Source organism: Rhizobium sp. SG_E_25_P2 (assembly GCF_029892285.1).
In the GTDB taxonomy this organism is placed as follows: domain Bacteria; phylum Pseudomonadota; class Alphaproteobacteria; order Rhizobiales; family Rhizobiaceae; genus Rhizobium_E.
Genome location: NZ_JARXVM010000008.1, coordinates 37165 through 53478, shown reverse-complemented (window position 1 = coordinate 53478; position 16314 = coordinate 37165). Strand labels below are relative to the sequence as shown.

General features: G+C 60.8%; 15 protein-coding genes. 7 read left to right on the top strand and 8 right to left on the bottom strand.

Annotation, left to right across the window (positions count from 1 at the left end):
• Positions 1-91: 91 nt before the first annotated feature.
• The 3 genes from M2360_RS12800 to M2360_RS12790 form a co-directional block, all read right to left on the bottom strand.
• Positions 92-994: a calcium-binding protein gene (locus M2360_RS12800; protein WP_280775530.1), complete on the bottom strand. Its 903-nt coding sequence runs from the start codon at positions 992-994 to the stop codon at positions 92-94.
• A gap of 249 nt (positions 995-1243) precedes the next feature.
• Positions 1244-2080 (bottom strand): p-hydroxycinnamoyl CoA hydratase/lyase, encoded by an 837-nt coding sequence (locus M2360_RS12795; RefSeq protein WP_280775529.1) that lies wholly within the window; start codon positions 2078-2080, stop codon positions 1244-1246.
• Positions 2081-2115: 35 nt separating this feature from the next.
• Positions 2116-3663, bottom strand: coding sequence for an AMP-binding protein (locus M2360_RS12790; protein ID WP_280775528.1), 1548 nt, complete (start codon positions 3661-3663; stop codon positions 2116-2118).
• A 133-nt stretch (positions 3664-3796) separates the two neighbouring features.
• Here M2360_RS12790 and M2360_RS12785 point away from each other — a divergent pair, with 133 nt between their 5' ends.
• Positions 3797-4288 carry a MarR family transcriptional regulator gene (locus M2360_RS12785; protein WP_280775527.1) on the top strand — a complete coding sequence of 164 codons (492 nt, stop codon included), beginning with the start codon at positions 3797-3799 and terminating at the stop codon, positions 4286-4288.
• Positions 4289-4382: 94 nt separating this feature from the next.
• Positions 4383-4802: a GFA family protein gene (locus M2360_RS12780; protein ID WP_280775526.1), complete on the top strand. Its 420-nt coding sequence runs from the start codon at positions 4383-4385 to the stop codon at positions 4800-4802.
• A 53-nt stretch (positions 4803-4855) separates the two neighbouring features.
• Here the strand turns inward: M2360_RS12780 and M2360_RS12775 are convergent, their stop codons facing one another.
• Both M2360_RS12775 and M2360_RS12770 read right to left on the bottom strand, forming a co-directional pair.
• Positions 4856-5902, bottom strand: a complete 1047-nt coding sequence (locus tag M2360_RS12775; RefSeq protein WP_280775525.1) for a porin — start codon at positions 5900-5902, stop codon at positions 4856-4858.
• A 184-nt stretch (positions 5903-6086) separates the two neighbouring features.
• Positions 6087-6605, bottom strand: a complete 519-nt coding sequence (locus tag M2360_RS12770) for a DUF1003 domain-containing protein (protein WP_280775524.1) — start codon at positions 6603-6605, stop codon at positions 6087-6089.
• A 129-nt stretch (positions 6606-6734) separates the two neighbouring features.
• On the opposite strand from M2360_RS12770, the gene M2360_RS12765 reads away from it, so the two are divergent.
• The 5 genes from M2360_RS12765 (at position 6735) to M2360_RS12745 (ending at position 13553) form a co-directional block, all read left to right on the top strand.
• Positions 6735-8408 (top strand): NAD+ synthase, encoded by a 1674-nt coding sequence (locus M2360_RS12765; protein ID WP_280775523.1) that lies wholly within the window; start codon positions 6735-6737, stop codon positions 8406-8408.
• Between the two features lie 100 nt (positions 8409-8508).
• The gene (locus tag M2360_RS12760; RefSeq protein WP_280775522.1) at positions 8509-10122 is read left to right on the top strand and encodes a molybdopterin-binding/glycosyltransferase family 2 protein; all 1614 of its coding nucleotides are present in this window, start codon (positions 8509-8511) and stop codon (positions 10120-10122) included.
• A 130-nt stretch (positions 10123-10252) separates the two neighbouring features.
• Positions 10253-12376, top strand: coding sequence for a TonB-dependent receptor (locus tag M2360_RS12755; protein WP_280775521.1), 2124 nt, complete (start codon positions 10253-10255; stop codon positions 12374-12376).
• A 68-nt stretch (positions 12377-12444) separates the two neighbouring features.
• Positions 12445-12765, top strand: coding sequence for a TfoX/Sxy family protein (locus M2360_RS12750; RefSeq protein WP_280775520.1), 321 nt, complete (start codon positions 12445-12447; stop codon positions 12763-12765).
• 110 nt (positions 12766-12875) lie between these two features.
• The gene (locus tag M2360_RS12745) at positions 12876-13553 is read left to right on the top strand and encodes a hypothetical protein (RefSeq protein ID WP_280775519.1); all 678 of its coding nucleotides are present in this window, start codon (positions 12876-12878) and stop codon (positions 13551-13553) included.
• Between the two features lie 47 nt (positions 13554-13600).
• Here M2360_RS12745 and M2360_RS12740 read toward each other — a convergent pair whose 3' ends face one another.
• From M2360_RS12740 to M2360_RS12730, 3 genes are all read right to left on the bottom strand, one after another.
• The gene (locus tag M2360_RS12740; protein WP_280775518.1) at positions 13601-14023 is read right to left on the bottom strand and encodes an NUDIX domain-containing protein; all 423 of its coding nucleotides are present in this window, start codon (positions 14021-14023) and stop codon (positions 13601-13603) included.
• Position 14024: 1 nt separating this feature from the next.
• Positions 14025-15524 (bottom strand): DEAD/DEAH box helicase, encoded by a 1500-nt coding sequence (locus M2360_RS12735; protein ID WP_280775517.1) that lies wholly within the window; start codon positions 15522-15524, stop codon positions 14025-14027.
• Positions 15525-15672: 148 nt separating this feature from the next.
• Positions 15673-16287 carry a LysE family translocator gene (locus tag M2360_RS12730; RefSeq protein ID WP_280775516.1) on the bottom strand — a complete coding sequence of 205 codons (615 nt, stop codon included), beginning with the start codon at positions 16285-16287 and terminating at the stop codon, positions 15673-15675.
• Between the last annotated feature and the right edge of the window lie 27 nt (positions 16288-16314).

Below are 16314 nucleotides of genomic sequence, written 5' to 3'. Positions count from 1 at the left end.
TGCAAGCGCCCTTGTCGTCGCGCCCAAACGAATGACGCCCGCGCGCCGAGGCTGGCGTGCGGGCGTCGGATCCGATCCCAGGCGGGTGGGATCAGAACAGGAAGTCGTCGACCGAGAGATCCTTGATGTCGACATTCTTCAGCGTGAGTTCGCCGAACTTGCCGCCGTCGATCACCACATCCTTGCCGACCTGGTCGGCGGAATAGGTGATCAGATCGTCGAAGCAGGGGAAATAGTTGACGTCCCTGAGGTCGATCACGTCGTGCTGTTCGCCCGTGGCGTTGAAGTCGGTGATAATGTCATGGCCGAACTTGCCATTGAATTCGAACACATCGGTGTTTTTGCCGCCGGTCAGGCGGTCATTGCCGGCGCCGCCATCCAGCACATCGCCGCTGGCGCCGCCGATGAGCGTGTCGTTGCCGGCGATGCCGCGAAAATTGTTGTCTTCGCCGCCGCCGCGGATGACGTCGTTGTATTTTGTCCCGATGACGTTTTCGATGCTGATCAGCACGTCATAGGAGCCGTCGCCGCCATAGACGCGGGTCGCGCCGGACTTGTCCTCGATCTTGAAGGTGACGCCTGTGCCGATGCGGGAGAAATCGACGAGGTCATAACCCGCGTCGCCGTTATAGGTGTCGTAGCCGCCGCTGGCGACGAAATAGTCATGGCCGGCGCCGCCGCTGAAAACGTTGTTAGCCTTGTTGCCGACAAAGTAGTCGTCGCCAAAACCGCCGACGATCTGTTCAATGCTCACCAGCGTGTCACGATGCACGCCGTCGCCATAAACCTGGGTCTTGCCTTTGTCCTGCAGCGCGATGGAGAGGCTGCCATGATAGCTGGTATAATCCACCATGTCCCAGCCCTTGCCGCCATCGATGACATCGTCGCCGGCGCTGGCGCGGATGATGTCGTTGCCAGCCAGGCCGAAAATGGCGTCGTCGCCATCCGTGCCATGGATATCGTCCGCGAAATTCGTACCCTTGATCAGCGCCATCTGGTCCTCCACCGGTCCAAAGAGTTGTCGTGAAGACTATGTAGAGCATGACCGGCGGTTGCGGAATGAAGGGGATCTTCCGGCGTCTCTTTCCGCGAAATTAAGGATAATATCGACGAGTTTAAGTATTTATTGGCGCAAATCGACCGGGAGAACCGTCCCGGGACAGTGCGAGTGTTTCACTATGAAACAAAAAAACCCGCCTTCCCTTGAGAAAGGCGGGTCGCGCATCGCAGTTGCTGTTTCGACTCAGGCGTCGCCGCGCTTGTACGCGCCGAGACCCGGGCGATAGGTCTTGTCGTCGAGGAACTGCTTGAGCCCTTCGTCGCGGCCGCGGGTCTTGTCGAGGAACAGCATCTGTTCGAGCTTGGCGTAGATATAATCGTCGGCGAGATCCCAGGGCAGGTTGCGCACGCGCTTGAACGTGTCCTTGGCGGCCTTCAGGGTCACAGGGTTCTTTTCGAGCAGGCTGGCGCAGATGGCGCGGACGCGGGTTTCGAGATCGGCGAGCGGCACGGCTTCGTTGACCAGACCCATGTCGCGCGCTTTCTGGCCGCCGAAGGTCTCGCCGGTCATGATGTAATAGAGCGAGTCGCGATGGTTCATCACTTCAGCCACGGCGCGGGTGACATTGCCGCCCGGCAGGATGCCCCAGTTGATTTCCGACAGGCCGAAGGTGGCTTCGTCGGCGGCGACGGCGAGATCGCAGGACACCAGCGGCGTGAAGGCGCCGCCGAAGCACCAGCCATTGACCATGGCGATGGTCGGCTTTTCGAAATACATCAACCGGCTCCACCAGCCGCCCGACTGGCGGCGGGATTTCAGCGTCACGTCGCGGCCCTTGCCGTCATTGTCGCGGAAATATTCCTTGAGGTCCATGCCGGCCGACCAGGAGGAGCCTGCGCCGCGCAGCACGAGCACGCCGCAGCGATCGTCGCCTTCAAGATCGTCGAGCACTTCGAGCATGCGCTTGTTGAGCGCCGGGCTCATGGCGTTGCGCTTTTCCGGGCGGTTGAGCGTGACGAAGGCGATGCCATTGTCGAAATCGACGAGCACCGGGCCGTCGGCGGGATAGGTCTTTTCCATTGATGTCTCCTGGTGATGGCGGGTTGGCGGCAGGCTCAGGCCTGGTTTCCGCGTGTTTGCTTGAGCACATGTTTCTGGGCCTTGCCGGAGGCCGTGCGGGGAATTGTATCGATGAAGCGCAGGTCGGTCGGGCGTTTGAAGGCCGCGAGTTTTTCGGCGCAGTAGGCCGAGAGTTCGTCGGCGGTCAGCGAGGGGTCCCGGCTGACGACATAGGCAACCCCGGTTTCGCCCCATTTGGGATCGGCGACGCCGATCACCGCCACGTCGCCCACTTTGGGATGGGCGGCAAGCACAGCCTCGACTTCGGCCGGATAGACGTTTTCGCCACCGGAAATATACATGTCCTTCAGGCGGTCCGGCACATAGATCGCGCCGCTTTCGCTGCGAAGTCCCAGGTCGCCGGTTCGGTACCAGCCGTCGACAAAGGCCTTTTCGGTTTCCTGCGGCTTGTTCCAGTAGCCCGGCGTGACGGACGGGCCGCGCAACCAGATCTCGCCGGCTTCTCCTTCGGCGGCGTCGACGCCGTCGGGGCCGACCAGGCGGATTTCAATCAGCGGCGCGGGATAGCCGACCGCGCCGGGATGGGCGGCGACCGCCTGCTTGTCGAGCGGCATGTGGATGGCTGTTCCAGCTTCGCTCATGCCGTAACCGTTGACCAGCGCCACCCCGTCTTCCAGGAACAGGTCGATCAACTGCTTGGACAGGGGCGCGCCGCCAATGAAGATGGCCTTGAGGCGCGCGAGTTTGGCGGCGTCGTAGGATGGATCCTTGCGCAGCGCCGCCGCCATCTGCGGTACGGCGAAATAGTGGCTGACACTGAGCGTCTCGTCCCCCAGGCAGGCCAGCGTGCGTTCCGGCAGGAACCGGTCCGAGATCGCCAGCGTGCCGCCGAGCGCGATCGTGGTGCGGGCAATGGCGCAGAGTCCGATCGTGTGGAAGAAGGGCAGGTCGCACAAGGCGACGGTGTGGCCGCCGACATCGCCGACTGCGGCGAAATTCAACGAGGCGTAGAGCGCGTTGGCGGCGGTGATCACCACGCCTTTCGGCGTCCCGGTTGTCCCCGAAGTGTACAGCATGATTGCCGGCGTCTGGCCGGGGAACGCCGCGTGCGGCGCGGGGGTGGCGTCCGCAAGGCGGGCTTCGAACCCGTCCGGGCCTTCGATCGGCATGATCAGGCGATCGGGGCCTGATGCGATGGAGGCGACGGATGCAGCGAATTCCTCTGTGTAAAGGAGCAGGGCCGGCGTGCAGTCTTCGGCGATCGCAGCCAGTTCCGCGCCGCCAAGCCGCCAGTTGAGGGGCATGAACACCGCGCCGATCCGCTGGCAGGCAAAGGCGACGGCGAGTTGCAGCAGCGAATTGCGTGCGATGACCGCGATCCGCAGTTGTTGGCCCGTCGTGAGCGTCAGGCTTTGGATGAGGCCGCCGGCGCGGGCGGTCATAGCATCCAGAGCTGAATAGGTGGTCGCGCGTCCCGTCGGCCATTCCACAACGGCGCATTTGTCGGGAACTTGACGGGCGCGACACGCCAATGGGTCTTCGATGCGCAATTCTGCGACGCCGGTCGGCGGCTGCCTTGTCATGCTGATCCTCCCTCGATCGCCTCTCCAGGGCGATCAATTGTATGTAGTACATACTATAGAAATTTTAGCCCTGCGCAAGAGGCGTTTTTAAGATAGTAACAAGGTAAGAAACCGGAGAAGGCAAGGGGGACAAGTGCCTGAAGAAACGACACAACGCGGCGATTGGGAGAAGGGCGGGGCGCTCGCCATCGGCCAGCTGGATACGCTGATCGGGTTTCACCTGAGGCTTGCGAGCAGCGCCATCTACCAGGATTTCATGACGGCGATGAGCGAATTGGCGCTGACGCCCAAGCAGTTTTCCGTATTGGAGCTGATCGCCGCCAATCCCGGAGTGAGCCAGATCGACATCGCCGGTCGGCTCGGCATGGACAGGGCGACGATGATGGCGTTGACCAACAGGCTTGAATCGCGTGGCTTCGTGGAGCGGGCGCCGTCACGCGTCGACCGGCGTCGGCAGGAGCTGCGGTTGACGTCTGAAGGCAAGGATGTTCTCGCCGAAGCCCGAAGCCGGATTCTCGCGCATGAGCGACGTTTCCTCGAACGCTTCTCCGATGCGGAAAAGACGCAGTTCTTCGATTTGCTCAAGCGGGTCTATGCGGGACGGTCCGTTGTCGACCCGGAGTGACGATCAAAATTGTTGAACCGTCACATCATCGATATTCGTTTGAAATGCCGCAGTCGTTTCGTCACGGTCGGTGATCGCGATTATGGGGAATGAGATGAGCGAACGTCACACCGGAGCCTGTCTGTGCGGAGCCGTAACCTATGTGGTCAATGGGCCGATGCGAGAGGTGGTTTTCTGCCATTGTGGCCAATGCCGCCGCCAGACCGGGCTATATTACGCCTCGACCGCAGCGGACAACGACGATCTCGACATATCGGGCGAAGACAATGTCAGCTGGTACGCCTCCAGCGAAAAAGCCCGGCGAGGCTTTTGCAAGATCTGCGGCTCGGCGCTGTTCTGGCGCTATGAGGGGGCGGATTACACGTCCATCCAAGCGGGCAGCGTCGACATGCCGAGCGGTCTGACGCCGGGGTCGCATATTTTTTGCGCCGATAAGGGCGATTTCTACGAGATCCTTGACGGACTGCCGCAATACCCGAAAAGTTCTTCGGATCTGCTGACCAACAGCGATTGAGGTCGAGGAGAGGTGAAGAGCCCCGGTAAGGGGCTCTTCGGTGTCGGGCAGGATCAGAATGTCCGCTGGAAGCGAACCATGCCGTTCCACTGGTCGGCGTCGACCACCTTGTTGTCCCACTTGGTGTAGGTCACTTCCGGCTGGATCAGCAGGCCGGAAACAGGGTTCCACTTGAGATTGGCGGCGGCGGCGAAAGTCTTGTTGTCGGTGCCGGCGACCTGGACATTGGCGCCGAGATCGTCGGCGAATTTGTAGCCGACGCCGCCCCATGCGGCCCAGTCGCCCCAGCCGACGTAACCGTCACCAGGCGCATAGGCGTGGATCTTGTCGCCATCGGTGTTCCAGGCGCCCATCACGAACACCGAGAGCGCGCCGAACTTGCCGTCGAGGCGGCCCTTGATGCCGCCGGCGTCGGCGGTGTCGTCATAGCCGCCGACCACGGCAACGCCGAAGGCGTCGGCCGAATAGCTCACGCCGCCGACAAAGTTCGGGACATAATCGTTACCGTTCGGATCGGCATACGCGATGTTGTCGTCGGCTTCGGCGCCCAGCGTCGCCTTCAGGTCGCCAGCCTGGTAGGTGTAGGAGATCTGGTTGGTTTCCTTCAGGCCGAATTTGATGACATCGTCATTGGCGACGTCGCCGCCGTAATTGGTGAAGGTCGTGTAGATCGAATCGGCCAGGCCCACCTGGAAGCCGGCCAGCGAGATATTGGCGGCGATCAGCTTGGTGGTGGTGTGCGTGCCGTCGTTATAGGTGCCGGCGAATTCGTAACGCGCGATGAACTTCGTCTTCAGTGCGCCGTATTCGGTGTCGGACGCCGTGTCCATGTAGATTTCGGCGCGGGTCAGCGAGGTCCAGCCGTTGTCGCTGTCGGCCTTGTAGGAGTCGGCCGCCTTGAGATCGAAGCGGACGCGACCGCCGACCTTGAGGCAGGTTTCCGTGCCGGGAATGTAGAAATAGCCGGTTCCATAGGCGTCGCAGACTTTCACATAGTCCATGGCCTCGGGTTCGGCGGCGACGACGGCGTCGGCGGCCTGTGCGGCGGAGCAAATGGACAATGCCGCTGCAGATGCGAGAAGAAGGGTCTTTATGGTCACAATGACCTCCAGTCAGTCAGATGATATGAGCCGGCCCTGCGCCAGCTGGTTTGCCGAAAAGGGGCCCCTCCAAACCCGATTTCACATGCTGCTCTACGCCCGCTCTTTTACGCGTAAATAACAGAACGTGTCACATTGACCAAAAAAGTCGAGCTGATGTTTAATTAGCACACTTAGGAAACCGTCACTCCTTGCGGCTGGCCCGCATCTCGGCGATTTCACCGCGCAGTTCCCGCAACTCCTTGAGCACTTCGAGATCGATTTTCTGATGAAGGGCCAGGACTTCGATCTCCGCCTTGAGATTAATCTCGTAATCTTTCGCCGCCATGAAGCGGTCGCGCTCGGCCTGACGATTCTGGCTCATCATGATGATCGGCGCCTGAATGGCGGCGAGCATGGAGAGCAGCAGATTGAGGAAGATGAACGGGTAGGGGTCGATGGCGTCCGTCGTCAACAGCACCGTATTGAGCAGGGCCCAGAACACAAGGAATCCGAAGAAGCACAGGATAAATGTCCAGGAGCCTCCGACCCAGGCGATCCGATCGGCCAGTCTGTCGCCGAAATCGGCGCCGGACAGGAATTCTTCATTGGCGTCAGTGGAGACGGCGCGTCGCTCGCGGGCCCGCGTGATCACTTTCTTTTCCGAGGCGTTCAACTCGTCGGCGCTCTTGCCGAGCACGTTTTTTTCTAGGTCGGTCAGCATGTCCAGATCTCCGGTTTGTCGCCCCACATTCTACAAATCGCTCATGAAAACAACGGCAACTTGCGCCGCGCGGCTGTCGTCATGGACATGACTGGCGTTTGTGCTAAGACCTTATGACGGAAAGAGAGAATGGGCATTATGACTGACACGCTTCGGATCGCGATCGCGCAACTCAATCCCACTGTCGGCGATGTCGGCGGCAATCTCGCCAAGGCGCGCGACGCCTTGGCCGACGCAGCCCGCCAGGGCGCGGATATTTTGCTTCTGACCGAGTTGTTCATTTCGGGCTATCCGCCCGAGGATCTGGTGCTGAAGCCGGCATTTCTCAAATCATGCCTGAGCGCTGTCGAGCAATTGGCGGCCGACACGCATGAAGACGGTCCCGCAGTGATCGTCGGCTTTCCGCGCCAGGGCGACCTGGGACGTCACAATTCAGTTGCAGTGCTGGAGGCAGGCCGCATCGCCGCAATTCGCGACAAGGTGGACTTGCCGAATTATGGCGAGTTCGACGAGAAGCGCGTCTTCATTGCCGGCGGCGAACCTGAACCGGTGATGATCAAGGGCGTCAAGGTTGGCATTCCCATCTGCGAGGACATCTGGGGCGCGCTCGGCGTCACCGACACGCTGGCCGCCAAGGGCGCCGAGATCATGCTGCATCCCAATGGGTCGCCCTATTATCGCGGCAAGATGACTGTGCGTCACGATATCGTCAAAACGCAGGTCGCGCGCACCAAAGTGCCGCTGATCTACGCAAATCAGTTGGGCGGTCAGGACGAACTGGTGTTTGACGGCGGCACCTTCGCCGTCAACCCCGATCTCTCGATCGCCTTCCAGATGGCGGAATTCGAGGACGCGGTAGTTACGACGACATGGAAGCGGCGCGAGGGCGGCTGGACCTGCACGCAAGGGCCGATGTCGCCGCTTCCGGAAAAGGAAGAGGCCGATTACCGCGCCTGCATGATCGGCTTCCGCGATTATGTGAACAAGAACGGCTTCAAGAATGTCGTGCTCGGCCTGTCCGGCGGCATCGATTCGGCGATTTGCGCGGCGATCGCGGTCGACGCGCTCGGCGAGGACCGCGTCCGCGCGGTCATGCTGCCCTATCGTTACACCTCGACCGATTCGCTGACCGATGCGGCGGCCTGCGCCAAGGCGCTGGGTTGCCATTATGACACCGTGCCGATCGAGGAGCCGGTGCAAGGTTTTCTGACGGCGCTGTCGGACCTGTTCGAAGGCACGGAAGAGGGCATCACCGAGGAAAACCTGCAGAGCCGCGCCCGCGGCATGATCCTGATGGCGATTTCCAACAAATTCGGCTCGATGGTGGTCACCACCGGCAACAAGTCGGAAATGTCGGTCGGCTATTGCACGCTGTATGGCGACATGAATGGCGGCTTCAATCCCATCAAGGATCTCTATAAGATGCAGGTCTATGCGCTGTCGCGCTGGCGCAACACGCATGTGCCGCCCGGCGCTCTCGGCCCGTCCGGCGAGGTCATTCCGCATAATATCATCGACAAGGCGCCGTCCGCCGAACTGCGTCCCAACCAGACCGACCAGGATTCGCTGCCGCCCTATCCCATGCTCGACGACATTCTCGAATGCCTGGTGGAGCAGGAAATGGGCACAGAGGAGATCATTGCCCGCGGCCATGACGCCGCCACCGTGCATCGGATCGAGCATCTGCTCTATCTCGCCGAATACAAGCGCCGGCAATCGGCGCCAGGCGTGAAGATTACCAAGAAGAATTTCGGCCGTGACCGCCGCTATCCGATTACCAACCGGTTTCGCGATCGCGGCTGACGCAGACTTGCGCCGATCCGGCGGCTGAAACGCAAAACGGGCTTTACCGGTCTGCATGCGTCGTGTTTTCATGTCGTTTGTCTTGCATTGGAGAAGCGGCATGAAATTCGGACCTGTTCCGCTCGAAGAGGCTGAAGGGGCTTTGCTGGCCCATTCTCTCCGGGCGGAAGGCCTCGCCTTCGCAAAGGGTCGCCGACTAACCTCCGACGATATCGCCTCACTCTTGGCGGCGGGCGTCACGGAAACGATCGTTGTGCGTCTCGATCCTGGCGATGTCGAGGAGGACGAAGCCGCCCAGGCCATCGCCGACGCCATGCCGCGCGATCATCTCACCTTCTCGGCGGCGGCCACGGGCCGCGTCAATGTCTTCGCCGCCTGCAATGGCATGTTCCGCGCCGACCGCGCCGTGGTGGATCGGCTGAACCGCATCGATCCAGCCGTGACGTTCGCCTGCCTGCGCGACCATGCGGAGGTGAAGGCTGGCGACATGGTCGCCACCATCAAGATCATTCCGCTCGCCGCGCCCGGCGCTGCGGTGTCCGCTGCAATCAATGTTCTGGGCGCAGCTGCGCCATTTGCGGTGAAGCCCTATCGCGCCCTCAGGGTTGGTCTTGTCGCGACCCAGCTTGCCTCCCTGAAGCCGTCTGTGATGGACAAGACTGCGAAACTCCTGAAATCACGGCTGTCTACCTCCGGCAGCCGGCTGACACAGGAACGCCGCGTGCCGCATCGGGCGGAAGCCGTGGAAGACGCGATCGTATCGCTGTTGCCCGATCATGATCTGTTGGTGGTGTTCGGCGCTTCCGCCATGACGGATTTTGATGACGTCATTCCGGCGGCGATCCGGCTTGCGGGCGGGACGGTGATCCAGGCGGGGCTGCCTGTTGATCCCGGCAATCTCCTGGTGTTCGGAGAGATCGAGGGCAAGCCGGTGGTAGGCGCGCCCGGTTGCGCGCGAAGCCCCAAGGAAAACGCCTTTGATTGGGTGTTGTCTCGCGTCATGGCGGATGAATGGCCGACGGCGCAGGAGATGACCGGCTGGGGGGTGGGGGGCTTGCTGATGGAAATACCGACACGTCCAAGGCCGCGGCTCGGCGAGGCGGCGGCCGAAAACGTGCGCGTCGAAGCCGTTATTCTCGCGGCCGGGCAGGGACGGCGCATGGGCGCGGGCGGCAAGCACAAACTGTTGGCGCTGTTCGATGGCGAGCCTCTCATTCGCCGGACGGCGCGAACCGCACAGCAAGCGGGATTCGAGACGCCCTTGGTGGTGACCGGTCATCGCGCCGGCGAGATCGGCGCGGCGATCGATGCTCTCGGCTGTCGCGTCGTCTTCAATCCCGCTTACGAGGAGGGCATGGCGTCGTCGCTCAGAACGGGCATCGAGGCCGTGGATGGCGCCGACGGCGTGCTTGTACTTCTCGCGGATATGCCGGCCGTGACATCAGGGGACATCGCCAGTCTGACGCGGGCTTTTGTCGAGGCGGGTGGGACGTCGATCGTGCGGGCCGTGTCAAACGGCAAACGCGGCAATCCTGTGATCCTGCCAAAAACGGTGTTTGCGGCGGCGGCCCGTCTTGAGGGGGATATCGGCGCGCGGCCGATCATCGAGAAAAGCGGACTGCCGGTGATTGACGTCGAGATCGGGCCCGCCGCTCATCTCGACACCGATACGCCGGACGCAATCCTCGCCGCAGGCGGCGTTCTCGGTGAATAACTTTCTATAAACTTGACATTTAAATTCATGATATGCCATCTGAATGCCTTCGGCCAAGGGGGCCGATGAAGCAGTCGCCAGCCAGTCGCCGATGCGGCCAGCCAGGACTTTCGATCGCATGGGGTGTATCGTGGGTTTGAAGCGCTTGGCCGCCATGTTCATGGCCGGAACCGCTGTGTTTGTCTTGTCGTCAACCGCTGAAGTTTGGGCGCAGGATGCGACCGACACGCAGTCTGAGGAGACCACGAGCGACGGCGCGACGAAACTCAAGCGGATCGTGGTTTCCACGTCGGCCGGCGAAGGTGAAATCACCGATGCGCCGGCGCCCGTCTCCCAGATCAGCGCGGTTGATTTCCAGGAGCGCTATAACGGCAATATCAACACGGCGCTCAGGAGCAAGGCGGGCACATTCACCCGCGAAGGCGCCGAGCAACCCGGCGTCGTCGTCAATATTCGCGGCATGCAGGGCATGGGCCGCGTCAACACCATGATCGACGGCGTGCCGCAAACCTTCCGCAATCTCTCGGGCCATGGCGGCAGCTTCGACAATATGGCCTATGTCGATCCCAATATGCTGGCGGGCGCAGATATTTCCCGCGGCGCAGTCTCTGGCGCCGAAGGCCTCGGCACTTTGTCGGGTTCGGCCAATCTGCGCACAGTCGGCATCGACGACGTGTTGCTAGAGGGCAAGAACGAAGGTCTGATGACCACCCTGCGCACCGGCACCAACGGCTATTACTTTTCGCGCCTGACCGCGGCCGGCATTCGCCGCGACGTGGGCGAGGGCGGCGATTTCTCGGTGATGGGCGCCGTCTCCGGCAGCAATTTCGGCAATTATGAAAATGGCGACGGGCAGGACTATCCCTATGACGCCTCCCAGCAGCCGCAATCTGCGCTGATGAAGGTGAAGATCGCCCCAGACGACACGCAATCGCTCGATCTCGGCGGCGTCTATTACAAGAACGCCTTCGACGTCGGCAGCGCCGGCTATCGCTGGCATATCGAAAACCAGACCTATTCGGCGAAATACGCCTATACGCCCGGCGACAATCTCATCGATCTGCGCGTCAACGCCTACGCCAATTTCACCGACGTCAAGATGGATTCGATGACGGGCGAAGGCGAGTTCGACGGTCGCGATGGCCGCGATACGGGTCTGGGACTCGATATCAGCAACACCAGCCTCTGGGATATGTCGGACGAGACCGAGGTGAAATTCAACTATGGGGCCGCGCTCAATTCCGACGAGTACAAGGGCAATGAGAACAGCGGCGCCAATCCGGACGGCAAGCTGATCAAGAGCGGTGCCTTCAGCGAGACGACGCTGACGCATGGCATGTTCGGCCTGACGACCGGTCTGCGCTACGATTATTACAGCCTGAGCGGCGTCGCCTCGGGCGCATCCGACGATTGCGCCAACGGCTATTGCGGCGGCGACGAGATCGACCGCTCCGGCGGCAAGTGGAATCCCAAGATCGGCGGCACTTTCGCGCCGGTCGACTGGGCGCAGTTTTACGCCACTTATGCTCACACCATGCGCCCGCCGACCACGTCGGAACTGTTTTATCCCGGCGGGCACAATTTCGACGGTATCGGCGACCCGATCAACAACAATCCCAATCTCGTGCCGGAAGAGCAGAAGGGCATCGATATCGGCGTCAATCTGATGGGCGAAGGCCTGTTGAGTTCGACCGACAAGGGACATCTCAAGATCGGTTATTTCTATAACCGCATCGAGAACTACATCACCTATGGTTATGACAGCAACAACGACGCCAAATGGGTCAATCTCGCGGGCGAGACGATCATGCAGGGCGTCGAGCTTGAAGGCGGCTATGACACCGGCCGCCTCTACGCCAATTTCTCGCTGACTATCGCCGATACCGATCAGCCGATCGGCGTGGCCGCCGGTTTCGGCAATGACGTCGGCACGCTGCCGGATGATTTCGGCTCGCTCGATATCGGCGCCCGCTTCCTGGAGGAGAAGGCGACGATCGGCGGGCGCGTCCGCTATGTGGGCGAGAGTTTCCAGGCCTATGTCAACGAGGAGCAAAGCCTGGAGCGTCCGTCCTATACGCTGTTTGATCTCTACGGCTCCTATAAGATCTCCAAGAATTTCGAGACCTTCTTCACGGTCGAGAATCTGTTCGACAAGGCCTATTGGACCGCCAATACCGGCACTGGCGATATTCTGAGCGGCATCACCAATGGTCGCGGCCGCACCATTATGGTGGGGGCGACGACGCGGTTCTGATCCGGCGGGTGCTTGACGCCTTCCGGTCCGGCGCGGATAGTTCAGACGCGCAAGGACAGGGAGGCTCAATGGACGCCGACGATATCCAGGATCTGTTTCGGGCCGTCGGGCCGGTGTCGGTGCGACGCATGTTCGGCGGCAAAGGCATCTATGCCGACGGCATGATCATCGCCCTCGACCTGTTTGACGGCATCATGCTCAAGGGCGACAAGGAGGCGGGCCGGCTCTATGAGGAGGCGGGCTCCGCGCAATGGACCTACACCCACGCCAAATCCGGAAAGCCGGTCGCCATGCCTTACTGGCCGATCCCCGGCAGCGCCTATGATGATCCTGACGAGGCGGCCCAGTGGGTGCGGATCGCCTATGACGCGGCGCGACGTCTGGCCTGAGGCGCCGGTTTCGCAGAGTTTTTAGGGCGATGCGGCGTTTACCATAGTCCCTTCTATTTGAAGCTCCGGGCCTCCGTAGAGTATCCTCCTGGAAAACAGGGAGACGCGCTATGGTCTTAGCTTATGCCTTTGTCGGCTTTGATATCACCAAGATCAACTATAACAGCATCACGACTGCGTCGGAATTCACGACGACTAAAACTGAATTCGCCGCTTACTACGCCAATGGCTATGAGGAACATTTCGGCGGAAAGAATCTCACCTATGACGCGGACGGTCGTATGACCGGCGGCACGGTGACAACCTATGAAGCCAAGTTCGGAGACACCGTCTTCTACATGGAATTCAGCATGGCTGCAGCCAAGATTCAGGCCGTCATCGATACGGTGTCGACAAAAGACGACATGCAACTGATGGCGAACATCTTTAAGGGTGCTGACTGGCTGTATGGTTCCGATAATGCGGATGTGCTCAAGGGCTATGCCGGCAATGACAGGATTGATGGCAATGGCGGCCGCGATGTGATGACCGGCGGAGCCGGCAAAGACATTTTCGCGTTCTCAAAGTATCACGGCAAGAACGAAATCACGGATTTCGAGGCGCGCAACAGTCATTCCAGCCATGATCGCATCGACCTCAAGGATTCCGGCATCATCGACAGCTATGCAGAGCTCAAGACGATGATGTCGCAGCATGGCGATGACGTGTTGATCGATTTCGGCAAGGCTGAACTGACCCTGGACGACGTGACGCTTTCACAAATCGACAGGGCTGACTTCCTGATCTGATTCACTGAAGTCATGAACAGTGGAGGGCTCGCCCAAAAGCGGGCTCTTCAGGTTTTGAGATGGGCGTCGCTCAACATTGCAACCGCATCCGCGGCAAAGCGCGACAGCGGCGCCGGCAGCTCGTTGAAAGCAAACCAGCCGAATTCCGGCAGTTTGTCCGGCTCCGTCACCCGGGCCTCGCCGGAAAAATCAACGGCGCGATAGATCAGGGACAGCCAATGCTGCCCTTCGTCGTGGAAAATTTGTTCTGAAAGACCCAGGAATTCGACATTCTGGATCGAAAGGCCGCTTTCTTCCTCGGCCTCGCGGCGCACAGCCTCGACGGCTGGCTCCATATGGTCGATCTTGCCGCCAACGATATTCCAATGTCCGGCCTCGGGCGGCCGAACGCGGCGGTACAGGAGAATGCGACCGTCCCTGACGATCGCCAGACCGACGCCTACTCCAGGGAAATCCTGACCGGGCCGCATCTTACTTGATGGCGGCCGAAACCATCATGAAGGCGGGAATGTCGTCGCCGAAACCGACCGGAGTCGGGCCGTCGTCGCGGTCCTGATACCGGCGACGGCGATTGTCGTCATTGGCCGGGTAGGGGCGTTCGTCACGATAGTCGCGCTTGGGGGCCTGGGGGGTCTTTGCCATGGATGACTCTGCTTTCTTCGAGGCCATGTCGATCACAGCGCCCTTGTCGGCTTTTTCGATGTCGGTTTTATGACTTGCGACGTCTCGCGGAGCCTTGGAGCGATCACGATCACGATCACGACCCCGGCCCTTGTCCCTGCCGCCACGACGGTCGGAGGACTTGCGGTCTTCGCTCTCTTCACGCTCAGGAAGCGCTGAGAGATCGCCGCCATGCCATTCAACATCTTCGTTGATCAGTTTCTTGATCGCGTCGAGATGTTTGGCGTCGCGCTTGGTGACCAGCATGAAGGCTGCGCCGGCGCGGCCGGCGCGACCGGTGCGGCCAATGCGGTGGACATAGTCTTCCGCATGGATCGGCACGTCGAAATTGAAGACGTGGCTGACATCGGGAATGTCGAGACCACGGGCGGCCACATCTGAGGCCACCAGGAATTTCAGGTTGTTGTCCTTGAAACTCTGCAGTGTCATCGTCCGCGAGCGCTGGTCCATATCGCCATGCAACGCGCCGACCGAAAAGCCGTGGCGTTCGAGCGAGCGATAGAGATCGGCGACATCCTTCTTGCGGTTGCAGAATATGATCGCGTTCTTGATGTCGCCTTCAACCTCGCGGATGATCTCGCGAAGCGCGGCGCGCTTTTCCCAATCCTGGCTGTGGCTGGCGACGAGACGCTGCGTCACGGTCTTGGCGGTCGAGGAGGGCTTGGCGACCTCGATCCGCTCCGGATTCTGCAGGAACGTATCCGCCAGTTTCTGGATTTCCGGCGGCATGGTGGCCGAGAAGAACAGCGTCTGGCGGGTGAACGGGATCATCTTGGCGACGCGTTCGATATCCGGGATGAAACCCATATCGAGCATACGGTCGGCTTCGTCGATCACCAGGATCTCGACACCGGTCATCAGCAACTTGCCGCGTTCGCAATGGTCAAGCAGGCGGCCTGGCGTGCAGATCAGCACATCGGCGCCACGCTCCAGCTTGCGATCCTGATCCTCGAAGGATACGCCGCCGATCAGCAAAGCCACGTTCAATTTGTGATTCTTGCCGTATTTTTCAAAGTTTTCGGCCACCTGGGCCGCCAACTCGCGGGTCGGCTCGAGAATCAGCGTGCGCGGCATGCGAGCGCGGGCGCGGCCTTTTTCGAGCAGCGTCAGCATCGGCAACACGAAGGACGCGGTCTTGCCCGTGCCAGTCTGCGCGATGCCGAGAATGTCACGCCGTTGAAGCGCAAACGGGATGGCTCCAGCCTGAATAGGCGTAGGGATCGTATAGCCCGAATCCGTAACGGCGGAGAGGACTTTCTGGCTGAGGCCGAGATCTTCAAAGGTTGTCAATGGAAATGACTTTTCCGTTGTTGGCGTTTATTTACCCGGGAATCTGCCCGGCGCTGCTGGATAAGCTGCGCGGGACATAATCGTTAACGGCCGCCAAGTCAAGAAAATCACGGTCTTGGAGGCGATTAGCCTTAACGGAGCGGCTTTTTTACCGCGCTGCGATGGCGATGGCGCCAGTTCCGATCATGACGGAGCCGGCGGCGCGATTGACGCGGCGCGCGAAGACCGGCGAGGTCATCAGCCTGCGACCTTTCTGGGCAATGAGCAGGTGACCGGCGATGACAACCGCCTCGACGGCGAGGATGACGAGCGCAAGTTCCATCGCCAGCATAGGGCCGATATCCGCGCCGACGACATTGGGCAGAAGTGCGATATAAAAGAGCGGCATTTTGGGATTGCCGAGGTTGAGCAATACGCCGGTTGCATAAGCTGCAAGCAGGCCGCGATCCCGGCTGCGCTCAGCGAGATCCGCAGAATCGGGCTTGGCGGTCCACAGGCGGATCCCGGTCCAGATCAGCCATGCCGCGCCCGCATAGCGCAGGGCGGTCATGAGAACGCCCATTTCGCTGGCGATCACCGATAGCCCGAACACCGCCGCCGCGAGAAAGATCATGATACCCGTCACCGTGCCCAATCCATAGGCGAGGCCGGATGTCCAGCCATGCGAGACGGCGCGGGCCATGATGGTGAGATTGTCGGGGCCGGGGCTGGCGGCGAAGACGAAAAAGGCGAGGGCAAAGGCGATGAGGGTCGTGATGTCCATGCGGAAGGCTCCTGTGTTGCGGATCGC

Bases quoted from the DNA above. Each gene is read 5' to 3' on its own strand.
- M2360_RS12800 (WP_280775530.1), bottom strand. From the start codon at position 994: ATGGCGCTGATCAAGGGTACGAATTTCGCGGACGATATCCATGGCACG.
- M2360_RS12795 (WP_280775529.1), bottom strand. From the start codon at position 2,080: ATGGAAAAGACCTATCCCGCCGACGGCCCGGTGCTCGTCGATTTCGAC.
- M2360_RS12790 (WP_280775528.1), bottom strand. From the start codon at position 3,663: ATGACAAGGCAGCCGCCGACCGGCGTCGCAGAATTGCGCATCGAAGAC.
- M2360_RS12780 (WP_280775526.1), top strand. From the start codon at position 4,383: ATGAGCGAACGTCACACCGGAGCCTGTCTGTGCGGAGCCGTAACCTAT.
- M2360_RS12770 (WP_280775524.1), bottom strand. From the start codon at position 6,605: ATGCTGACCGACCTAGAAAAAAACGTGCTCGGCAAGAGCGCCGACGAG.
- M2360_RS12765 (WP_280775523.1), top strand. From the start codon at position 6,735: ATGGGCATTATGACTGACACGCTTCGGATCGCGATCGCGCAACTCAAT.
- M2360_RS12760 (WP_280775522.1), top strand. From the start codon at position 8,509: ATGAAATTCGGACCTGTTCCGCTCGAAGAGGCTGAAGGGGCTTTGCTG.
- M2360_RS12750 (WP_280775520.1), top strand. From the start codon at position 12,445: ATGGACGCCGACGATATCCAGGATCTGTTTCGGGCCGTCGGGCCGGTG.
- M2360_RS12745 (WP_280775519.1), top strand. From the start codon at position 12,876: ATGGTCTTAGCTTATGCCTTTGTCGGCTTTGATATCACCAAGATCAAC.
- M2360_RS12740 (WP_280775518.1), bottom strand. From the start codon at position 14,023: ATGCGGCCCGGTCAGGATTTCCCTGGAGTAGGCGTCGGTCTGGCGATC.
- M2360_RS12730 (WP_280775516.1), bottom strand. From the start codon at position 16,287: ATGGACATCACGACCCTCATCGCCTTTGCCCTCGCCTTTTTCGTCTTC.